Raw genomic sequence first — 17519 nt, 5'->3', positions numbered from 1 at the left:
TCGTGGCCAGTCAAAGCACGCACTCAAGAACCGGAAGCGGTTCGTCCCCGACGATCGACGCCGTCTCCCTGGCGATCATCGAACAGCTTCAGGAGGACGGTCGCCGTCCCTACGCCGCCATCGGCAAGGCCGTCGGCCTGTCCGAGGCAGCCGTACGGCAGCGCGTCCAGAAGCTGCTCGACCAGGGCGTCATGCAGATCGTCGCCGTCACCGACCCGCTCACCGTGGGATTCCGGCGGCAGGCGATGGTCGGCATCAACGTCGAGGGTGACCTGGATCCGGTTGCGGATGCCCTGACGGCCATGGCCGAATGCGAGTACGTGGTGATGACCGCCGGCTCCTTCGACCTGATGGTGGAGATCGTCTGCGAGGACGACGACCACCTCCTGGATGTGATCAACAAGCGCATCCGCACCCTCCCCGGGGTGCGCTCCACCGAGAGCTTCGTCTACCTGAAGCTCAAGAAGCAGACCTATATGTGGGGAACCCGATAGCCGTGAGCAAGGACCTCTCCAAGACCGCCTACGACCACCTGTGGATGCACTTCACCCGCATGTCGTCGTACGAGAACAACCCCGTCCCCACCATCGTCCGCGGTGAGGGCACCTACATCTTCGACGACAAGGGCAAGCGTTACCTCGACGGTCTCGCGGGTCTCTTCGTGGTCAACGCCGGACACGGCCGCCAGGAGCTGGCCGAGGTCGCGTACAAGCAGGCCCAGGAGCTCGCGTTCTTCCCCGTGTGGTCGTACGCGCACCCCAAGGCCGTCGAGCTCGCCGAGCGTCTCGCCGACTATGCCCCGGGCGACCTGAACAAGGTCTTCTTCACCACCGGCGGCGGCGAGGCCGTCGAGACCGCCTGGAAGCTCGCCAAGCAGTACTTCAAGCTGCAGGGCAAGCACACCAAGTACAAGGTCATCTCGCGTGCGGTCGCCTACCACGGCACCCCGCAGGGCGCCCTGTCGATCACCGGCCTGCCGGCCCTGAAGGCCCCCTTCGAGCCGCTGGTCCCCGGCGCGCACAAGGTGCCGAACACCAACATCTACCGCGCCCCGATCCACGGCGACGACCCCGAGGCCTTCGGCCGCTGGGCCGCCGACCAGATCGAGCAGCAGATCCTCTTCGAGGGCCCCGAGACCGTCGCGGCCGTCTTCCTGGAGCCGGTGCAGAACGCCGGCGGCTGCTTCCCGCCGCCGCCCGGGTACTTCCAGCGGGTCCGCGAGATCTGCGACCAGTACGACGTGCTCCTCGTCTCCGACGAGACGATCTGCGCCTTCGGCCGCCTCGGCACGATGTTCGCCTGTGACAAGTTCGGCTACGTGCCGGACATGATCACCTGCGCCAAGGGCATGACCTCGGGCTACTCCCCGATCGGCGCCTGCATCGTCTCGGACCGCATCGCCGAGCCGTTCTACAAGGGCGACAACACCTTCCTGCACGGCTACACCTTCGGTGGCCACCCGGTGTCGTCGGCGGTCGCGATCGCCAACCTCGACATCTTCGACAAGGAAGGCCTGAACCAGCACGTGCTGGACCAGGAGGGCAACTTCTTCGACACCCTGAAGAAGCTGCACGACCTGCCGATCGTCGGCGACGTCCGCGGCAACGGCTTCTTCTACGGCATCGAGCTCGTCAAGGACAAGGCCACCAAGGAGTCCTTCACGGACGAGGAGACCGAGCGCGTGCTCTACGGCTTCCTCTCCAAGGCGCTCTTCGACAACGGCCTGTACTGCCGTGCCGACGACCGTGGCGACCCGGTCATCCAGCTGGCCCCGCCGCTGATCGCCGACCAGGGCACCTTCGACGAGATCGAAGGCATTCTGCGCTCGGTGCTCACCGAGGCGTGGACCAAGCTCTGACGGGTCCCGCACGACCTCACGCCGCCCTCACGGCGTGACCCCGGCCCGGGCATGCCGCCATCCGAGTGGATGGCGGCGGCCCGGGCCGCGTGCTGTCCGTACAAACCGATCTGAATCCTTAACGTGCCGGAAGAGCCCAGTGACCGACCGGCCCGCCCGTTCGTTCCCCCATCCAGGGGAACGAACACGGACTGGCTTCCACATCGAGGTGTACGCGATGGCCCCACCGGACAACGACGTGCTCTGGGCGCGTTCCCTGCGCTGCGCCCTGGGCGGCTGCGACGTGCTGACCGGCGTCTCCGTCGGCGTGCGCGAAGGCGAGATCCTCGCCCTCGTCGGCCCGCGCGGCAGCGGCAAGACCACCCTCATGCGGTGCCTCTCCGGCCAGCTCGCCCCCGAGCAGGGCGAGATCTGGTTCAACAGCACCCCCGTCCACACCATGAACCGCAACCAGCGCGAACGGCTCCGCCGCGACCGCTTCGGCTGGATCGACCCCGAACCCGGGCTGGTCCCCGAACTCACCGGCTGGGAGAACGCGGCCCTCCCCCTCCTGCTGCGCGGGGTGTCCCACCGGGCCGCCAGGACCGCCGCCGGCGAATGGCTCGAACGCCTCGACATCGGCAGCGCCGCCCGCAGACGCCCCGCCGCCCTCCCGCACGCCCAGCGGCAGCGGATCGCCATCGCCCGCGCCCTGGTCACCACCCCCTCCGTGCTCTTCGCCGACGAGCCGACCGCCACCCTCCACCGCGCCGACGGCGCCCAGGTGCTGCGCACTCTCGCCGCCGCGGCCCGCTCCCACGGCATCACCGTGCTCCTCGCGACCCACGACCCCGAGGTCGCCGCCGTCGCCGACCGCACGATCAACCTCCTCGACGGACGCCGCGTCGGCTCCGTACCACCGACGAACGGGGCGGAGGGCGTCACGGCGTGCTCGCTCTCCGTCTAGTCCGCGGGACCCACCCCGTCGTCCAGCTCCGCCGGCTCGCCGTCGCCTCGGCCGCCGCCGGAGTGGGCTTCCTGCTGCTGTGCGCGCTCGGCTACGCCGTCGGCCACCCGGGAGACCCCGCCGCCGTCATCCGCCTGCTGTGGTGCGCGCTCCCGCTCGCCGCCACCGTCCAGTTCGCGGTCGCCGTCGCCCGCACCGACCCCAGCACCAGGCCGCGCCCCGGCCTCTCCGCGATCGGCCTCGGCCAGGCCCGGCTCACCGCCATCGCGGCGACCTCCACGGCCGTCTCCTGCACCCTCGGCTCGATGATCGCCCTCCTCTTCTACCTGCACCTGCGGGGCGACATCACCGGCCTCCCCTTCGACGGGGCGGCGGCCGGGCTCCTCGCCGCCGACCAGCCCGTGCCCCTGGCGGCGGCCCTCACCCTCCTGGCGATCGCCCCCGTCACCGCCGCCACGGCCGCAGCCCTCGCCCTGCGCCCCCGCACGAAGACGCCCGCCGAGAAGTCACCGACCTCCGCCCTCCCCTGGGGCGTCGCCCTCCTCGCGGTGGGCCTCGCCGTGGAGACGTACGCCGCCCGGGGCGACGGCGGCGGTGTCCTCACCGGCTGGATCCTCACCGCGATCGGCCTGGCGACGATGGGCCCCGGCCTCACCTACGGCTGCGGCCGGCTGCTCCAGACGGTCCGCCCCGGCGCGGTCCGGCTGCTCGCCGGCCGGGTCCTCATGACCGACTCCCGCCGCATCGGCCGCCCGCTCGGCGTGGTCTGCGCGGTCGGCTCGGGCGCCGTGGCCGGATACACGCTCCACGGAGGCTCCGTGGGCGCCCTGGCCTGGCTGGGCGTGTCCCTGGTCGTCGGCTGCACCACGGCCACGCTGCTGACCGCGGCCCTCGAATCCCGGCAGAACCGCACCCTCACCACCGAGGCCCTCCTCCGCCTCGGCGCGCCCCCCTCGGTCCTGCGCACGACGGCGCTGCTCCGGGCGGCCGTCCTGATCGCCGTACTGGCCCCCCTGACCTGGGCCGTCGGAGCGCTGGCGGCGGTCCCGCTCCAGCGCTGAGCCGGCCGGCGGGGGGCCACGCCCCCCGCGCACGGCGCGCAGCCCCCTATGGTGGCCGCATGGCGACGCACCGACACGAGCGCGAGATCCATTCCCCCGCCGAGTTCGACGCGGTGCTCGCCGCGCACGGCTCCCTCGCCGGTTACCGGCTCCAGTCCGTCGACCTCACCGACCGGACCTTCGCGCTGCTCGCCGCCTCCGCCACCGACGCCGTCTTCCTGGGCTGCGCGCTGCAGCCGGAGGCCTCGGCGAAGGTGCGGGCGGACGGGGCGCTGGTGTTCCCGCCGGTGCCGGACCTCCCGTTCGACCCGTACCGGGCCCGGCTCCACTCCCCCGCCGACCTGTACGCGGGCATCGCCGAGGTCCCGTACGAGCGGACGCCGGACGCCCTCGCGTACGCCTGGTTCCAGCGGACGAAGGCGGACGGCGACGTCTTCTCCTCCATGCTCCGCTCGATCCACGACGACGCCGTCTCGGACGCCCTGGACGAGCACCTGGCGGGGGCGCGGGTGGTGGGGGTGATGGGCGGGCACCGGATGGGCCGGGGCACGGACGCGTACGCGGGGGCCGCCCGGCTCGGGAGGTCGCTGGCCCGCGCGGGCCTGACGGTGGCGACGGGCGGCGGCCCGGGGGCGATGGAGGCGGCGAACCTGGGCGCGTACACGGCGCCGCTGGCGGACGGGGCCCTGGAGGAGGCCCTGGAGCTCCTCGCGAAGGTGCCGTCGTTCGTGCCCTCGGTGACGGACTGGGCCCGCGCCGCGTTCGAGGTGCGGTCCCGCTGGCCGCGCGGCGGCGACTCGGTGGGCATCCCGACCTGGTTCTACGGCCACGAGCCGCCGAACGCGTTCGCGGCGCACATCGCCAAGTACTTCGCCAACGCGACCCGCGAGGACGGCCTGCTGGCCCGTTCGACGGCCGGCGTGGTGTTCCTGCCGGGCGCGGCCGGCACCGTGCAGGAGGTCTTCGACAACGCGACGCCGAACTACTACGGGTCGCGGGGAGCCCCGACCCCGATGGTCCTGGTGGACCGGGCCCACTGGACGGAGCGGCTGCCGGTCTGGCCGCTGCTGTGCGCGCTGGCGGAGAAGCGGCCGATGGCGGCGCGGATCGCGCTGGTGGACTCGATCGACGAGGCCCCTCAGGCGCTGGCCCGCCTCGCGGCGTAGTCGGTGACGTCCATGAGGGCCTCGGCGTACGGCCAGCCGTCGACCTCCACGTTCCGCCCCGCCGCCGGGAAGTCGGGGAAGAACGTCAGCGTCAGGCGGCAGTCCTCGTAGCGGGGCCGGATCCGCTGCCGCACGGTCCAGTGCCAGGTGGTGCCGTCCACGACGAGCCGGCGCAGGCGTCGATCGTTCTTCACCGGCCCACCGTAGGCGGGGGCCAGGCCACGGGCACACCCCTTTTCCGCCCCGGCTCCGGCGGGCGGCACGGGCGGCGGGCGGCCGGGAAAACCGCGCGCGCCGCTGAGACCGGCCGGGGAGAATCGGGGGCGATGGACGTCTTCGTGTGCGCGCGCTGCGACGCGGTGCTGACGGTGCCCCTGGCACGGGTGCCGCTCCCTCCGGAGGCGCATCTCTCGTACGGGCACGAGCCGTACCCCGCGCTGATGGAGCCGGGGACGTACGCGATCGACCCGGCTCCGTCGGGCCCGCCGTTCCGGGACGGGCAGGACATCGGGGAGGCGGCGGCCGCCGCGCAGGGGGTGTTCGCGCCGTGGCCCGTCTCTTTCGGCGCCCGGGGCCGGATCGTGACCGCTCCGGGTGATGTGCGCGGCACGGTGCTCGTGCCCGAGAAGTGCGTCAACCACTGCCTGGGGATCGCCGCGGGGGCCGAGCCGAACCTGGAGTGCGCGGGGTGCGGGCTGCCGGTGGCGTCCCGTGAGGACGACTGCGGGCTCTGGCAGACGGTGTGGCTCGAACCGGGCGCGGTGCGCCGGGTGCCCACCGGTGTCCCGGCTCCGCCCCGTACGTTCAGGGCCGTCCCGCCCGTCGACCCTCCGGGCTTCTGGAGCCCCCGCTGGGAGGCGGCCATGGGGGCGGCGCTCGCCCGTCTGGTGGTCGCCTCCGGCGGGGCCCGGGTCGGGCTGCCCGCAGGGGTCCTCACCGACGTGCTCGGGCGTGCGCTGGACGCGCTGCTCCCGCCGGGCCCGGTCGTGCGGACGGCGGGTCCGGCCGGTCCGGGGGTTCCCGGCGACGGCCTCGACATCGCGCTCGTACCCCACGACCCGCGGACGGGCGGTCCCTGGCGCCCTGAGGGCGGCGCGGTTCCGGTGCCGCTGCCCGACGGTGTGTGGGCTTGGCTGGCGCTGCCACCGGAGACCTCTCCGCTCCCGGCGTCCGGCACCCTGCCGGCGGGAGTCCTGCGCGACGACTACCCCCTGCCGGACCACCCCTGGAGGACGCTGCAGCCGGACCGCCGGGCCTTCCGCGGAACCCTGGCCCGAATGCCGGAGGTCCGCGAACCCTGGCTGCGCGCGCTCTACGACCGCCGCTTCTGACGGTGTGGGCGGATCGGGTATCTACGGCGTGCCCAGCACCACCACGTCCTCCGCCCGGAACACCACGTCGACCTCGGCGCCCTCGTCCGGTGTGTCACGCAGGGCGAACTCGGCCTCCAGCGGGGGCCCTTCTGCGGGGCGGAGGGTGACGGCGACGTGGCTGCCGCGGAAGGTGCGGGTCTCGACCCGGCAGGGCAGGCCGTCGCCGGCGGGGGCGAGGTGGACGCCGGCGGGGCGGACGAGGAGGCGGCGCTCGCCCTGGGGGGAGCCGTCGGGGACGGGGATCTTGCCCCAGGGGGTGTCGGCGGCGGTGCCGGTGACGGTCGCGGGGACCACGTTGTCGAAGCCGAGGAAGCGGGCGACGAACTCGGAGGCGGGCCGCCGCCACACCTCCAGGGGGGTGCCGGACTGGGCGATCCGTCCGTCGTTCATCACGACGACCCGGTCGGCGAGGGCGAAGGCCTCGCCCTGGTCGTGGGTGACGGCAAGGACCGTCGTACCCAGCCGGCCGAAGAGCCGGCGGAGTTCGACGACGAGGCGTTCCCGCAGGCCGCGGTCGAGCTGACCGAGCGGCTCGTCCAGCATGAGCAGCCGGGGGCTCGGGGCCAGGGCCCGCGCGAGGGCGACCCGCTGCTGTTCGCCGCCGGAGAGCGCCGAGACGGCCCGCCGGCCGGCGCCGGGGAGTCCGACGAGGTCGAGGAGCTCCTCGACCCGCGCGTCCCGTTCCGCCCCGGGCACGCGGCGCATCCGCAGCCCGAAGGTGACGTTTCCGGCGACGTCCCGCTGCGGGAACAGCTGGTGGTCCTGGAACATGAGGCCGACTCCGCGCCGGTGCACGGGCACACCGGCCTGGTCGGCGCCGTCGAGGAGCACCCGCCCGGCGTCCAGCGGCTGGAGTCCGGCGACGGCCCGCAGCAGCGTGGACTTGCCGCTGCCACTGGGCCCGAGCACGCACACGATCTCGTGGTCGGCGACCTCCAGGTCCACCGTGTCGAGCACGGCGCGGGCCCCGAACCGTACGGTCGCCTGTCCGAGCGTCAGCATCAGAACTCCCCCGAGGTCCGGTCGGTACGGAGCCGTTCGAGGAGCAGCAGGGACACCGCGCACACCACCATGAGGATCGTCGAGAGGGCCATGGCCTGGCCGTAGTTGAGCTCGCCGGGCCGGCCCAGCAGCCGGGCCACGGCGACCGGCAGGGTCGGGTTGTCGGGGCGGGCGATGAAGACCGTCGCGCCGAACTCTCCGAGCGACACGGCGAAGGCGAAACCGGCGGCGATCAGCAGCGCCCGCCGGACGAGCGGCAGGTCCACTTCCCGCCAGGCCCGCCAGGGCGAGGCACCGAGGACGGCCGCGGCCTCCCGCAGCCGCTCGTCGACCGCCCGGAGCACGGGCAGCATGGTCCGTACGACGAAGGGGACGCCGACCAGCGCCTGGGCGAGGGGGACGAGGATCCAGCTGGCCCTCAGGTCGAGCGGCGGCTCGTCGAGGGTGATGAGGAAGCCGAAGCCGACCGTGACGGCGGAGACGCCGAGCGGCAGCATGAGCAGCGCGTCGAAGCCGCGGACGAGCCGCCCGGCGCGCCGGGTGAGGGCCGCGGCGGCGAGCCCGCCGACGAGGACGGCGATGCCCGTCGCGGCGAGCGCGTACTGCAGCGAGTTGACGATCGTGTCGGTCAGCGGCACGAGGAAGGTGCCGGTCTCGTCGACGCGCTGGAGCGACCGGTAGTGGGCGAGGCCGTAGCCGGTGGGGGTGGCGAGGGACCGTTCGACGAGGACGCCGAGCGGGGCCAGGATCAGCAGGGCGATGGACAGCAGGACGGCGCCGAGCAGCGCCCACTGCGCGGTGCCGCGCGGCCGGTGGGCGGTCCGCTCCGGCGGGACGAGCCTCAGTGCCGTCTCGCGGCGCCGCACGGTCCTGGCGTGGACGGCGAGGACGGTGCCGACGGCGACGAACTGGACCATGGTCAGGACGGCGGCGGTGGAGAGCTGGAGCCGGTCGGCGGTCTGCCGGTAGATCTCGGTCTCCAGGGTGGAGTACGCGGGTCCGCCGAGGATCTGCACGATGCCGAAGGAGCTCGCCGTGAACAGGAAGACCATGAGCGCGGCGGCGGCGACGGCGGGCCCGAGCGCGGGCAGGGTCACGGTCCGCCAGGCCCGCAGGCGGGAGGCGCCGAGGACCCGGGCGGCTTCCTCCTGGCGGGGGTCGAGCTGCGACCAGAGGCCGCCGACGGTGCGGACGACGACGGCGTAGTTGAAGAAGACATGGGCGAGGAGGATCGCCCAGACGCCGGTGTCGAGCCGGACGCCCCACCACTCGTCGAGCAGCCCGCGCCGGCCGACGAGGGCGAGGAACGCGGTGCCGACCATGACGGTGGGCAGCACGAACGGCACGGTGACGACGGCCCGCAGGATCCGCTTGCCGGGGAAGTCGAAGCGGGCGAAGACGTACGCGCCGGGCAGGGCGACGAGCAGGGTGAGGGCGGTGGAGGCGAGGGCCTGCCACAGCGTGAACCACAGGACGTCGAGGATCTCCGGCCGGCTCAGGGTCTCGCCGAACCGGCCGAGCTCCCAGTGGCCGTCCGGCCTGAGCCCGCGCTCGACGATCGAGACGACGGGCCAGGCGAAGAAGACCGCGAAGAAGGCGACGGGCAGGAGCATCAGCCCCAGCCGCGCCGCGCTTCCCCGGCGGCCCGAGCGGACTACTTCAGGACGAGCGACGACCACTGCTGGATCCACTGGTCACGGTTCTCGGCGATCTTCTCGGGCGCCATGGTCTCCGGCTTGTCGATCACCACACCGTGCTTGGTGAACAGCTCCGGGAGCGTCGCGTCGTTCGTGACCGGGTTAACGAACATCTGCAGCGGCATGTCGTCCTGGAACTTCTTGGAGATCAGGAAGTCGATCAACGCCTTGCCGCCCTCGGGGTTCTTCGCCCCGTTCAGCAGGCCGGCGAACTCGGTCTGCCGGAAGCAGGTGCCCGTGGACACGCCGGTGGGGGCCACCTTCGGCTGCGGCTCGGAGTAGAGCACCTCGACCGGCGGGGAGGAGGCGTAGGAGACGACGAGCGGCCGGTCCCCCTTGGCCTTCTTGCCGCCCGCGGAGCCGGAGAACTCCTGGTTGTAGGCGAGCTCCCAGCTGTCGACGGTCTTCACGCCGTTGGCCTTGAGCTTCTTCCAGTAGTCCTGCCAGCCGGTGTCGCCGTACTTCGCGGCGGTGCCGAGGAGGAAGCCGAGGCCCGGGGAGGACCGCTCGGGGTTCTCGACGACGAGGAGGTCCTTGTACGCGGGCTTCGCGAGGTCGTCGAAGGTCTGCGGCGGCGCGAGCTTCTTGTCGGCGAAGTACTGCTTGTCGTAGTTGACGCAGATGTCGCCGGAGTCGATGGGGGTGACCCGGTGCTGCTCCTTGTCGAGCTGGAGCGCGGCGGGGATCCGGTCGAGGCCCTTCGCCTCGTACGAGGTGAAGATGCCGTTGTCGAGGGCGCGGGACAGCAGGGTGTTGTCGACGCCGAAGAAGACGTCGCCCTGGGGGGCGCCCTTGGTCAGGATCTCCTTGTTGACGGCCTCGCCGGCGTCGCCGCTCTTGAGGACCTTGACCGTGAAACCGGTCTGCCGGGTGAACTCCGCCAGCACTTCCTTGGAGGCGTTGAAGGAGTCGTGGCTGACGAGCGTGACGGTCTTGGGCGCGGGTCCGCCGCTCTTGCCCGCCGCGTCGCGCACGTCGTCGGTGCCGCAGGCGGCGAGGGTGGTGACGCCGAGCGCCGCGGCGAGCGCGGCGGCGGCTGCCTTCTTGGTGTTCACGTTGGACTTCCTCCTGGGGGTGGCCAGGAAGAGACGCGGCCCTGCCCGCGGCCGGGGGACACCGGACGCGGGCAGGGCGCAACAGCTCGAGTTACGACCGAACTTCCTACCCAGAATGACCTGGGCGAGGTTCAGAGGGTCTGCGGTCTGACGGTCACCGCACTCTCAGCGCTGTGGCGCTCCCCTGTCGGAATATGCAGATGTGTTCGAGCTCAGACTACAAGGTCAGCGTTCGGCGGCGGCCAGCTGTCCACAGGCACCGTCGATCTCCTGCCCGCGGGTGTCGCGGACGGTGACCGGCACGCCGTGGGCGGCGATGGCCTCGACGAACGCCTTCTCGTCCTCGGGGCGGGACGCGGTCCACTTCGAGCCGGGCGTCGGGTTCAGCGGGATGAGGTTCACGTGCACCCGCTTGCCCTTCAGCAGCCGGCCCAGCAGGTCACCACGCCAGGCCTGGTCGTTGATGTCCCGGATCAGGGCGTACTCGATGGAGATCCGGCGGCCGGACTTCTCCGCGTACTCCCAGGCGGCGTCGAGGACCTCGCGGACCTTCCAGCGGGTGTTGACCGGCACCAGGGTGTCGCGCAGCTCGTCGTCGGGCGCGTGCAGCGAGACCGCGAGACGGCACTTGAAGCCCTCGTCGGCGAACCGCAGCATCGCCGGGACCAGGCCCACCGTGGACACGGTGATGCCGCGCTGGGACAGGCCCAGGCCGTCGGGCTCGGGGTCGGTGAGCCGGCGGATGGCGCCGACGACCCGCTTGTAGTTGGCGAGCGGCTCGCCCATCCCCATGAAGACGATGTTCGACAGCCGCGCCGGCCCTCCGGGCACCTCGCCGTCCCGCAGGGCGCGCATGCCGTCGACGATCTGGTGGACGATCTCCGCCGTCGACAGATTGCGGTCGAGACCGGCCTGGCCGGTGGCGCAGAACGGGCAGTTCATGCCGCAGCCGGCCTGCGAGGAGATGCACATGGTCACCCGGTCCGGGTAGCGCATCAGCACCGACTCGACGAGCGTGCCGTCGTGCAGCCGCCACAGGGTCTTGCGGGTGGTGTCGTCGTCGCACGAGACGTGCCGCACGACCGACATCAGATCGGGCAGCAGCTCCCCCGCCAGCTTCTCGCGCGAGGCCGCGGGAATGTCGGTCCACTCCGCCGGGTCGTGCGCGTACCGCGCGAAGTAGTGCGTGGACAGCTGCTTGGCGCGAAACGGCTTCTCGCCGATCGCGGCGACCGCCTCCTTGCGCTCTGCGGGCGTGAGGTCGGCGAGGTGCCGCGGGGGCTGCTTGGCTCCGCGCGGGGCGACGAAAGTGAGTTCTCCGGGCTTGGGCATGGTGATACCAGTGTCGCAGAGTTACGACGAAGGGCTCGCCGCCCTGTGGACAACGAGCCCTTCGCGTGGAAAAGCACTGGTCAGCGCGTTGATCAACCGCTTCCGACGAACAGGACGAGCAGCAGCCACACCACCGGCGCCGTCGGCAGCAGCGAGTCCAGCCGGTCCATGATGCCGCCGTGCCCGGGGAGCAGGGTGCCCATGTCCTTGATGCCGAGGTCACGCTTGATCATCGACTCCCCCAGATCGCCCAGGGTCGCGCTCGCCGCGACCGCGAGGCCGAGGAGGAGGCCCTGCCACCAGGTGCCGCCGTCGATCAGGAACTCCATGCACAGCGCGCCCGCCGCCATGGCGAAGGCGACCGCGCCGAGCAGACCCTCACGGGTCTTGCCGGGGCTGATGCGCGGGGCGAGCTTGTGCCTGCCGAAGCGCCAGCCGACCGCGTACGCGCCGGTGTCGCTGACCACGGTGAGGACCAGGAAGGTCAGCACCCGCCACGGCCCGTCGTCGGCGGTCAGCATCAGCGCCACGAAGGTCGCCAGGAAGGGCACGTAGAAGGCGGCGAAGACTCCCGCCGTGACGTCCTTCAGATAGCCCTCGGGCGGCTCCGTCATCCGCCACACGAGGACGGCGAGGGCCGTGAGGGCCATCGCGACCCACGCGCCCTCCGGGCCCCGCACATAGCCGGCGACGACCATCGCCGCGCCACCGACCGCCAGCGGGACCAGCGGGGCCTTGATGCCCTTGCGTTCCTGGAGGCGGGAGGTGAGCTCCCAGAGGCCGACCACGACGGCGACCGCTATCACCCCGACGAACGCCGCCTTCCAGACGAACAGCGACGCGATGATGACGGCACCGAGGCCGAGACCGACTCCTATGGCCGCACCCAGGTCACGACCCGCGCTCTTCTTCTGCCGCGGCTTCTGCCGGGGCGAAGGCGCAGGCGCGGGCTGGGACGGGCTGGACATGGGCTCCTGCGGGTGCTCGTGCGGCGTCTCGTCACGGAACAGGGGACCGCTCGGCTGAGCGGCCCCCCGGTCGTGATCGTCCTGGTTGTCGCCGGCGGGATCGTCGGACACGATGGGCATGGGCCGAGTCTGCGCCGCCTGCCGCCCTTCGTAGGCGGGACCCGCCGGGGCAGGCCCCTGGTCGGGTCCCCCGAAGCCGGTGGTGGCCGGGGCCCTCCAGGATGAGTCGTTCATCAGACCTCGAGCAGCTCGGCTTCCTTGTGCTTGAGCAGCTCGTCCACCTGCGCGACGTACTTCGCGGTGGTGTCGTCGAGCTCCTTCTCCGCGCGGCGGCCCTCGTCCTCACCGACCTCGCCGTCCTTGACGAACTTGTCGATGGTCTCCTTGGCCTTGCGGCGCACGGAGCGGATCGAGATCTTCGAGTCCTCGGCCTTGCCCTTGGCGACCTTGATGTAGTCGCGGCGGCGCTCCTCGGTCAGCTCGGGGAACACCACCCGGATGATGTTGCCGTCGTTGCTCGGGTTGACGCCGAGGTCCGAGTCCCGGATGGCCTGCTCGATGTTGCGCAGCGCGCTCTTGTCGAACGGGGTCACCACGGCCATGCGCGGCTCGGGAACCGAGAACGACGCCAGCTGATTGATCGGGGTGAGGGCACCGTAGTAGTCCGCCACGATCTTGTTGAACATCGCCGGGTGCGCACGGCCGGTGCGGATCGCGGCGAAGTCCTCCTTGGCGACCACGACGGCCTTCTCCATCTTCTCCTCGGCCTCGAGGAGGGTCTCTTCGATCACCACTTGCTCCTGCGTGTCGTCGCGTTGTGTCCTGCACGGTGTACGACCGGCAGGGCTCTGTCCATCCCCCTCGCGGGGCGGTTCCCGGTTCGGGTCAGGCCCGGGTGCCCTGGTCGCTCACGAGCGTGCCGATCTTCTCACCCTTCACCGCGCGCGCGATATTGCCCTCGGCGAGCAGCTCGAAGACGAGGATCGGCAGGGTGTTGTCGCGGCACAGGGTGATGGCGGTGGCGTCGGCGACCTTCAGGTCGCGGGAGAGCACCTCGCCGTACTCGAGTGCGTCGAACTTGACCGCGTCCGGGTTGGTCTTCGGGTCGGAGTCGTAGACCCCGTCGACACCGTTCTTGCCCATGAGCAGGGCCTCGGCGTCGATCTCGAGCGCGCGCTGCGCGGCGGTCGTGTCGGTGGAGAAGTACGGCATGCCCATACCGGCACCGAAGATGACCACACGGCCCTTCTCCAGGTGGCGCACGGCGCGCAGCGGGATGTACGGCTCGGCGACCTGGCCCATGGTGATGGCGGTCTGGACGCGGGAGTCGATGCCTTCCTTCTCCAGGAAGTCCTGGAGGGCGAGGCAGTTCATCACGGTGCCGAGCATGCCCATGTAGTCGGAGCGGGCCCGGTCCATGCCGCGCTGCTGGAGCTCGGCGCCGCGGAAGAAGTTGCCTCCGCCGATCACGATCGCGATCTGGGCGCCGTCGCGGACGACGGCGGCGATCTCGCGCGCGATGGCGTGTACGACATCCGGGTCGACTCCGAGGCCGGTGCCCCCGGAGAAAGCCTCGCCGGACAGCTTCAGCATGAAGCGGCCGGCCTTTTTGCCGTTGTTGTCGTCGCCCTGTGCGGCGCCCTGATTCATTGGAGATCTCCTCGTGCACATACGAAGAAGGCCATTGCCCTGGGGTCCTTGCGGTTTCCCGTACGGCAATGGCCTCCTCGTCAGATCTGCGGCCGTCCCACGCGTGCGCCGGCGGCTGCTTCAGACCCTACCGGGGTCCGGTGTCCGTTGCGTACGGACTCAGATGCCGACCTTGATGCGGGCGAAGCGCTTCAGGGTGACACCGGCCTCGTCCAGGATCTGCTGGACGGACTTCTTGTTGTCAAGGGCGTACGGCTGGCCGAGCAGCGTGGCGTCCTTGAAGAAGCCGTTGACGCGACCCTCGACGATCTTGGCGATCGCGGCCTCGGGCTTGCCCTCGGCGCGGGTGGTCTCCTCGGCGATGCGGCGCTCGGACTCGACGACCTCGGCCGGGACGTCCTCGCGGGTGAGGTACTTCGGGGCGAACGCGGCGATGTGCTGCGCGACACCCTTGGCGACCTCGGCGTTCTCCTTGTCCAGCTCGACCAGGACACCGATCTGCGGCGGCAGGTCGGGCATGGTGCGGTGCATGTACGCGGAGACGTAGCCGTCGGCGTACTGCGCGAAGCGGTCGAGGACGATCTTCTCGCCGAGGTTGGCGTTGGCCTCGTCGACGTACGCCTGCACGGTCTTGCCGGGCTCGATCTCGGAGGCGAGCAGCGCCTCGATGTCGGCCGGGCTGGTGGCGGCGACGTGGGCGGCGAGCGCGTTGGCGACGGCCAGGAACTTCTCACCCTTGGCGACGAAGTCCGTCTCGCACTTCAGCTCGACGAGGACGCCGGAGGTGTTGTCGTCGGCGATGAGGGAGACCACGGCGCCGTTCTCGGCGGAGCGGCCCTCACGCTTGGCGACACCCTTCTGGCCCTTGATGCGCAGGGCCTCGACGGCCTTGTCGACGTCGCCGTCGGCCTCGTCCAGGGCCTTCTTGCAGTCCATCATGCCGGCGCCGGTGAGCTCGCGGAGCTTCTTGACGTCAGCGGCGGTGTAGTTCGCCATGAGTCTGTTTCTCTCTCGAAGTCTGAAAGATCGGGCGGGTCCACGGGTGGACGGCGGGAGCCTCGTGAGCCCCCGCCGTCGTCACCCGAAGGTCCTCAGGGACCGGAAGAGCGTCAGGCCTGCTCGGCGTCGGCGGCCGGAGCCTCGACGTCGGCCTCGGCGGCCGGGGCCTCAGCGGCCGGAGCCTCGGCAGCGGCCTCGGCGGCCGGAGCCTCGTCGGCCTTCTTCTCGCCCTCGAGCAGGTCGCGCTCCCACTCGGCGAGCGGCTCGCCCGCGGCCTTCTCGCCCGGCTTCGAGTCGCCGGTCGCGGCGCCGGAACGGGCGATGAGGCCCTCGGCGACGGCGTCGGCGATCACGCGGGTGAGCAGGGTGACGGAGCGGATCGCGTCGTCGTTGCCCGGGATCTTGTAGTCGACCTCGTCGGGGTCGCAGTTGGTGTCGAGGATCGCGACGACCGGGATGTGGAGCTTGCGCGCCTCACCGACGGCGATGTGCTCCTTCTTGGTGTCGACGATCCAGACGGCGCTCGGCACCTTCTGCATCTCGCGGATACCACCGAGGGTCTTCTCCAGCTTGGCCTTCTCGCGGGAGAGGACCAGGAGCTCCTTCTTGGTGAGACCGGAGGCGGCCACGTCCTCGAAGTCGATCTGCTCGAGCTCCTTGAGGCGCTGCAGACGCTTGTAGACGGTCGAGAAGTTGGTGAGCATGCCACCCAGCCAGCGCTGGTTGACGTACGGCATGCCGACGCGCGTCGCCTGCTCGGCGATGGCCTCCTGGGCCTGCTTCTTCGTACCGACGAACATGATGGAGCCGCCGTGCGCGACGGTCTCCTTGACGAACTCGTAGGCGCGGTCGATGTACGACAGCGACTGGAGCAGGTCGATGATGTAGATGCCGTTGCGCTCGGTGAAGATGAAGCGCTTCATCTTCGGGTTCCAGCGACGGGTCTGGTGACCGAAGTGGACGCCGCTCTCCAGCAGCTCCCGCATCGTGACGACGGCCATGGCCGTATCTCCTTGAGTTTCTCGGTTGTTTTCCTGACGCCCCGGCGCGCCGTGCCACGAAGGACCGAAAGGCGCTGCCACCCGCCAGAGACCGGTGGCGGGGCGTGCGAAGTCGACCCGGTGACCCGGGTCGCCAGGGAAAGTGTACGGGACCCCGGAGGCACCGGGTGACGGCGCTGTCCACAACCGGGAAGTTGTCCACAGATCCGGGTGACGCCGGTCGGGGGCCTCGACGGGCGGGCAGTCTGCCGTCATGCCTCCGATGACGACGCTCCTGCTGTCCCTCACCGTCCCCCTGTCCCTGCTCCTGCACCCCGCGGACTGGCCGGTCGGCCCGCCTCGCCCCGAGGTGCTGCGCGGCTGGGAACCACCACCCGGCCCCTACGCGGCCGGTCACCGCGGCGTCGACCTGGCGGCCCCACCGGGCACCCCGGTCCGGGCCCCCGCCGCCGGCACCGTCACCTTCGCGGGCCCGGTCGGCGGCCGCGGCGTCCTGGTCCTCACCCTTACGGGTACGGGCCGACCCCCGCTGCGCACCACCTACGTCCCCGTCGACCCCCTGCTCCGCCCCGGCACACCGGTGCGCCCCGGCGACCTCATCGCCCACGTCTCCCCCGCCACCCCGGGCGACCACTGCGCCCGCTCCTGTCTGCACTGGGGCCTCCTGCGAGGCGACACCTACCTGGACCCCCTGCGCCTGCTGGGCGGCGGGCGATCCCGCCTGCTGCCGGTAGCGGGGCTCCCGCCTGACTGACACACGGGCTGACTGACACACGGGGCGGGGAGGGGGGCGGGGAGGGGGGAGGGAGGGGCCCCGGGTCGTCGAACGGTCAGGCGCCGCGGATGCCGCCGAGTGCCATCGACACGGCCGCGTCGGCGATTGTCGTCGGGTCCTCGGCCGCGCCGAGTTCGATGCGGCGGACGGCGGCGTCGACCACGCCCTGGAGGAGCATGGCCTCCAGGCGGGGCTGGGGGCGGCCCAGGGCGGTGAGGGCGTCGACGATCATGGTGACGAGGCCGCCGTGGGCGGCGCGGATCTTCTCGCGGGCGCCGTCGTCGAGCTCGCTCGCGGAGATCGCGACGACCGCGCGGTGCCGGCGGTCGCCGACCAGCGCCAGCTGGCTGCGGACGTACGCCTCGACCTTGCCCTCGGCGGTGTCGGAGGCGGCCATGGCGGCCTGGACCTCGGCGGCCCAGACGGGGAAGTCGACGGCGCACAGCTCTTCGACCACGGCCGCGCGGGAGCGGAAGTACTCGTAGACCGACGAGCGGGCCAGGCCCGTGCGCTCGGCCAGGGCCGGGAAGGTCAGCGCGTCCGTCCCGCCTTCGGACAGCAGGGTTCGCGCGGCGTCCAGCAGGGCGCCGCGCTGCATCGTCCGGTGCTCGGCCACGGAGGCCGCTCGAATCCTTG

The 17519-nt window shown here is 71.7% G+C and carries 18 protein-coding genes and 1 riboswitch; of the genes, 7 read left to right on the top strand and 11 right to left on the bottom strand.

The features are described from left to right. Positions 1-2 precede the first annotated feature (2 nt). The 5 genes from ACFY7C_RS24710 (at position 3) to ACFY7C_RS24690 (ending at position 5031) form a co-directional block, all read left to right on the top strand. A complete protein-coding gene (locus ACFY7C_RS24710) occupies positions 3-494 on the top strand; it encodes an Lrp/AsnC family transcriptional regulator (RefSeq protein ID WP_389654285.1) in 492 nt (163 codons plus the stop codon). Beyond that, positions 479-1858 carry an aspartate aminotransferase family protein gene (locus ACFY7C_RS24705; RefSeq protein WP_389654283.1) on the top strand — a complete coding sequence of 460 codons (1380 nt, stop codon included), beginning with the start codon at positions 479-481 and terminating at the stop codon, positions 1856-1858. The genes ACFY7C_RS24710 and ACFY7C_RS24705 overlap by 16 nt, the downstream gene beginning before the upstream one ends. Before the next feature lie 217 nt (positions 1859-2075). After that, positions 2076-2804 carry an ABC transporter ATP-binding protein gene (locus tag ACFY7C_RS24700; protein ID WP_389654281.1) on the top strand — a complete coding sequence of 243 codons (729 nt, stop codon included), beginning with the start codon at positions 2076-2078 and terminating at the stop codon, positions 2802-2804. Beyond that, on the top strand, positions 2786-3865 hold the full coding sequence (locus ACFY7C_RS24695) for a hypothetical protein (RefSeq protein WP_389654279.1): 1080 nt from the start codon (positions 2786-2788) through the stop codon (positions 3863-3865). Before ACFY7C_RS24700 ends, ACFY7C_RS24695 begins: the two co-directional genes overlap by 19 nt. 59 nt (positions 3866-3924) lie before the next feature. Continuing rightward, the gene (locus tag ACFY7C_RS24690; protein WP_389654277.1) at positions 3925-5031 is read left to right on the top strand and encodes an LOG family protein; all 1107 of its coding nucleotides are present in this window, start codon (positions 3925-3927) and stop codon (positions 5029-5031) included. On the opposite strand, the gene ACFY7C_RS24685 is transcribed toward ACFY7C_RS24690, so the two are convergent. Next, the gene (locus tag ACFY7C_RS24685; protein WP_389654275.1) at positions 5004-5225 is read right to left on the bottom strand and encodes a hypothetical protein; all 222 of its coding nucleotides are present in this window, start codon (positions 5223-5225) and stop codon (positions 5004-5006) included. The genes ACFY7C_RS24690 and ACFY7C_RS24685 overlap by 28 nt on opposite strands. A gap of 132 nt (positions 5226-5357) precedes the next feature. Here ACFY7C_RS24685 and ACFY7C_RS24680 point away from each other — a divergent pair, with 132 nt between their 5' ends. Next, positions 5358-6362: a hypothetical protein gene (locus ACFY7C_RS24680; RefSeq protein WP_389654273.1), complete on the top strand. Its 1005-nt coding sequence runs from the start codon at positions 5358-5360 to the stop codon at positions 6360-6362. 21 nt (positions 6363-6383) lie between these two features. Here the strand turns inward: ACFY7C_RS24680 and ACFY7C_RS24675 are convergent, their stop codons facing one another. The 9 genes from ACFY7C_RS24675 to rpsB all read right to left on the bottom strand — a co-directional run bounded on the left by ACFY7C_RS24675 (position 6384) and on the right by rpsB (position 16108). After that, positions 6384-7406: an ABC transporter ATP-binding protein gene (locus ACFY7C_RS24675; protein ID WP_389654271.1), complete on the bottom strand. Its 1023-nt coding sequence runs from the start codon at positions 7404-7406 to the stop codon at positions 6384-6386. Then, positions 7406-9019: an ABC transporter permease gene (locus ACFY7C_RS24670; protein ID WP_389654268.1), complete on the bottom strand. Its 1614-nt coding sequence runs from the start codon at positions 9017-9019 to the stop codon at positions 7406-7408. Before ACFY7C_RS24670 ends, ACFY7C_RS24675 begins: the two co-directional genes overlap by 1 nt. Positions 9020-9060: 41 nt before the next feature. Further along, the gene (locus ACFY7C_RS24665; RefSeq protein ID WP_389654266.1) at positions 9061-10158 is read right to left on the bottom strand and encodes a thiamine ABC transporter substrate binding subunit; all 1098 of its coding nucleotides are present in this window, start codon (positions 10156-10158) and stop codon (positions 9061-9063) included. 85 nt (positions 10159-10243) lie between these two features. After that, positions 10244-10354: riboswitch (TPP riboswitch) on the bottom strand. 29 nt (positions 10355-10383) lie between these two features. Then, positions 10384-11490, bottom strand: coding sequence for a 23S rRNA (adenine(2503)-C(2))-methyltransferase RlmN (gene rlmN / locus ACFY7C_RS24660; protein ID WP_356699846.1), 1107 nt, complete (start codon positions 11488-11490; stop codon positions 10384-10386). 92 nt (positions 11491-11582) lie between these two features. Further along, the gene (locus ACFY7C_RS24655; RefSeq protein WP_389654264.1) at positions 11583-12692 is read right to left on the bottom strand and encodes a phosphatidate cytidylyltransferase; all 1110 of its coding nucleotides are present in this window, start codon (positions 12690-12692) and stop codon (positions 11583-11585) included. Next, positions 12692-13249 (bottom strand): ribosome recycling factor, encoded by a 558-nt coding sequence (gene frr / locus ACFY7C_RS24650; RefSeq protein ID WP_030217939.1) that lies wholly within the window; start codon positions 13247-13249, stop codon positions 12692-12694. Before frr ends, ACFY7C_RS24655 begins: the two co-directional genes overlap by 1 nt. 94 nt (positions 13250-13343) lie before the next feature. Next, positions 13344-14108 (bottom strand): UMP kinase, encoded by a 765-nt coding sequence (gene pyrH, locus ACFY7C_RS24645; RefSeq protein WP_356699840.1) that lies wholly within the window; start codon positions 14106-14108, stop codon positions 13344-13346. Positions 14109-14267: 159 nt separating this feature from the next. After that, entirely contained in the window at positions 14268-15104 is an 837-nt protein-coding gene (gene tsf, locus ACFY7C_RS24640; RefSeq protein ID WP_389654262.1) for a translation elongation factor Ts, read from the bottom strand. Positions 15105-15217: 113 nt separating this feature from the next. Next, positions 15218-16108, bottom strand: a complete 891-nt coding sequence (rpsB, locus tag ACFY7C_RS24635; protein WP_389654260.1) for a 30S ribosomal protein S2 — start codon at positions 16106-16108, stop codon at positions 15218-15220. A gap of 253 nt (positions 16109-16361) precedes the next feature. Between rpsB and ACFY7C_RS24630 the strand changes: the two genes are divergently transcribed. After that, positions 16362-16862, top strand: a complete 501-nt coding sequence (locus ACFY7C_RS24630) for a M23 family metallopeptidase (protein ID WP_389654258.1) — start codon at positions 16362-16364, stop codon at positions 16860-16862. A gap of 76 nt (positions 16863-16938) precedes the next feature. Here ACFY7C_RS24630 and ACFY7C_RS24625 read toward each other — a convergent pair whose 3' ends face one another. Next, positions 16939-17499, bottom strand: a complete 561-nt coding sequence (locus ACFY7C_RS24625) for a TetR/AcrR family transcriptional regulator (RefSeq protein WP_389654500.1) — start codon at positions 17497-17499, stop codon at positions 16939-16941. Positions 17500-17519 lie beyond the last annotated feature (20 nt).

Origin of the sequence: Streptomyces sp. NPDC012769, from assembly GCF_042901205.1 — a bacterium.
In the GTDB taxonomy this organism is placed as follows: domain Bacteria; phylum Actinomycetota; class Actinomycetes; order Streptomycetales; family Streptomycetaceae; genus Streptomyces.
This window is presented reverse-complemented; position numbering and strand designations above follow the sequence as displayed.

Coding starts and splice junctions, on each gene's coding strand:
- ACFY7C_RS24700 (WP_389654281.1), top strand. CDS start 2,076: ATGGCCCCACCGGACAACGACGTGCTCTGGGCGCGTTCCCTGCGCTGC.
- ACFY7C_RS24690 (WP_389654277.1), top strand. CDS start 3,925: ATGGCGACGCACCGACACGAGCGCGAGATCCATTCCCCCGCCGAGTTC.
- ACFY7C_RS24680 (WP_389654273.1), top strand. CDS start 5,358: ATGGACGTCTTCGTGTGCGCGCGCTGCGACGCGGTGCTGACGGTGCCC.
- ACFY7C_RS24675 (WP_389654271.1), bottom strand. CDS start 7,406: ATGCTGACGCTCGGACAGGCGACCGTACGGTTCGGGGCCCGCGCCGTG.
- ACFY7C_RS24670 (WP_389654268.1), bottom strand. CDS start 9,019: ATGCTCCTGCCCGTCGCCTTCTTCGCGGTCTTCTTCGCCTGGCCCGTC.
- rlmN (WP_356699846.1), bottom strand. CDS start 11,490: ATGCCCAAGCCCGGAGAACTCACTTTCGTCGCCCCGCGCGGAGCCAAG.
- ACFY7C_RS24655 (WP_389654264.1), bottom strand. CDS start 12,692: ATGAACGACTCATCCTGGAGGGCCCCGGCCACCACCGGCTTCGGGGGA.
- pyrH (WP_356699840.1), bottom strand. CDS start 14,108: ATGAATCAGGGCGCCGCACAGGGCGACGACAACAACGGCAAAAAGGCC.
- tsf (WP_389654262.1), bottom strand. CDS start 15,104: ATGGCGAACTACACCGCCGCTGACGTCAAGAAGCTCCGCGAGCTCACC.
- rpsB (WP_389654260.1), bottom strand. CDS start 16,108: ATGGCCGTCGTCACGATGCGGGAGCTGCTGGAGAGCGGCGTCCACTTC.
- ACFY7C_RS24630 (WP_389654258.1), top strand. CDS start 16,362: ATGCCTCCGATGACGACGCTCCTGCTGTCCCTCACCGTCCCCCTGTCC.